The 1,940-nt window shown below is 63.1% G+C and carries 1 protein-coding gene; it reads left to right on the forward strand.

What is annotated here, in order from left to right:
• Window positions 1-9: 9 nt before the first annotated feature.
• A partial coding sequence (aceE, locus tag ACFUOZ_RS21330) for a pyruvate dehydrogenase (acetyl-transferring), homodimeric type (protein WP_377552034.1) occupies window positions 10-1,940 on the forward strand: 1,931 nt, incomplete at its 3' end.

Genomic DNA, 1,940 nt, shown 5'->3' on the forward strand with positions numbered 1-1,940 from the left:
AGGTTGGACGTGGCTGCAGGAGAAGAGACCTCACACATCCTCAGCGGGTTGACTGCCCAGCTGCCTGATCGTGATCCGGAAGAGACCGCGGAGTGGATTGAGTCCCTTGATGCGTTGATCGCTGAGCAGGGTACCGAGCGGGCCCAGTACATTATGCGGAGTTTGTTGCAGCGTGCTGGTGCCCGGAGCGTGGGTGTGCCGATGGTGACGACCACTGATTATGTGAACACGATCCCGGTGGACCAGGAAGCGCCGTTCCCGGGTAATGAGGAGTTCGAGCGCCGGTACCGGGCGTATATGCGCTGGAACGCCGCGGTGATGGTCCATCGTGCCCAGCGTGCCGATATTGGTGTGGGTGGGCATATTTCCACGTATGCCGGTGCCGCGACGTTGTACGAGGTTGGGTTCAATCATTTCTTCCGGGGCAAGGACCACCCCTCGGGCGGGGACCAGGTGTTTTTCCAGGGCCACGCGTCTCCGGGCATGTACGCCAGGGCGTTCATGGAAGGGCGGTTGTCCGAGGAGGATTTGGACGGGTTCCGTCAGGAGAAGTCCAAGGAAGGCCACGCCCTCTCTTCGTACCCGCACCCGCGGCTGATGCCGGGGTTCTGGGAGTTCCCGACCGTGTCGATGGGTATCGGCCCGATGAACGCGATCTACCAGGCCCAGTCCAACCGGTACCTGCACAACCGTGGCATCAAGGACACCTCCGACCAGCAGGTCTGGGCGTTCCTTGGTGACGGTGAAATGGACGAGCCCGAATCCCGTGGCCTGCTCCAGCTCGCGGCGAACGAGAACCTGGACAACCTGAACTTCGTGATCAACTGCAACCTCCAGCGCCTGGACGGGCCGGTGCGCGGCAACGGCAAGATCATGCAGGAGCTCGAGGCGTTCTTCCGCGGCGCGGGCTGGAACGTGATCAAGGTCGTTTGGGGCCGGGAGTGGGACTCCCTGCTCGAAGCGGACCAGGACGGGGCGTTGGTGAAAATCATGAACGAAACCCCCGACGGTGACTACCAGACCTACAAGGCCGAATCCGGCGGGTTCGTCCGGGAACACTTCTTCGGCAAGTCCCCGCAGACCAAGGACATGGTCGCGGACCTGACCGACGAGCAGATCTGGGGCCTCAAACGAGGCGGCCACGACTACCGCAAGGTCTACGCCGCGTACAAGGCAGCGACCGAGTTCAAGGGCAAACCCACCGTGATCCTGGCCAAAACGGTCAAGGGCTACGGCCTGGGCCCGCACTTCGAGGGCCGCAACGCGACCCACCAGATGAAGAAACTGACCATGGAAGACCTCAAAGCCTTCCGTGACCACCTCCGCATCCCCATCACCGACGATCAACTCGACGCGGACCTCTACCGGCCCCCGTACTACCACCCCGGCATGGACGCCCCCGAAATCCGGTACCTCATGGAACGCCGGGCAGAACTTGGCGGGTTCGTGCCCGAACGCCGCCGCACCCACACCCCCGTGACCCTGCCCGAACCCAAGTCCTACGACATCGCCAAACGCGGCTCCGGCAAACAACAAGCCGCGACCACCATGGCCTTCGTCCGGCTCCTCAAAGACCTCATGCGGGACAAAAACTTCGGCCACCGCCTCGTCCCGGTCGTCCCGGACGAATCACGCACCTTCGGCATGGACGCGTTCTTCCCGACCGCGAAAATCTACAACCCCAAAGGCCAGAACTACCTCTCCGTGGACCGCGACCTCGTCCTGGCCTACAAAGAATCCCCCGCCGGACAACTGATCCACCCCGGCATCAACGAAGCCGGCGCCGTCGCAGCCTTCACCGCCGCCGGCACCTCCTACGCCACCCACGGCGAACCCCTGGTCCCGATCTACGTCTTCTACTCCATGTTCGGCTTCCAACGCACCGGCGACTCGTTCTGGGCCGCAGCAGACCAAATGACCCGCGGATTCATCATCGGCGC

It is taken from the genome of Paenarthrobacter sp. NPDC057355, assembly GCF_042667405.1.
In the GTDB taxonomy this organism is placed as follows: domain Bacteria; phylum Actinomycetota; class Actinomycetes; order Actinomycetales; family Micrococcaceae; genus Arthrobacter.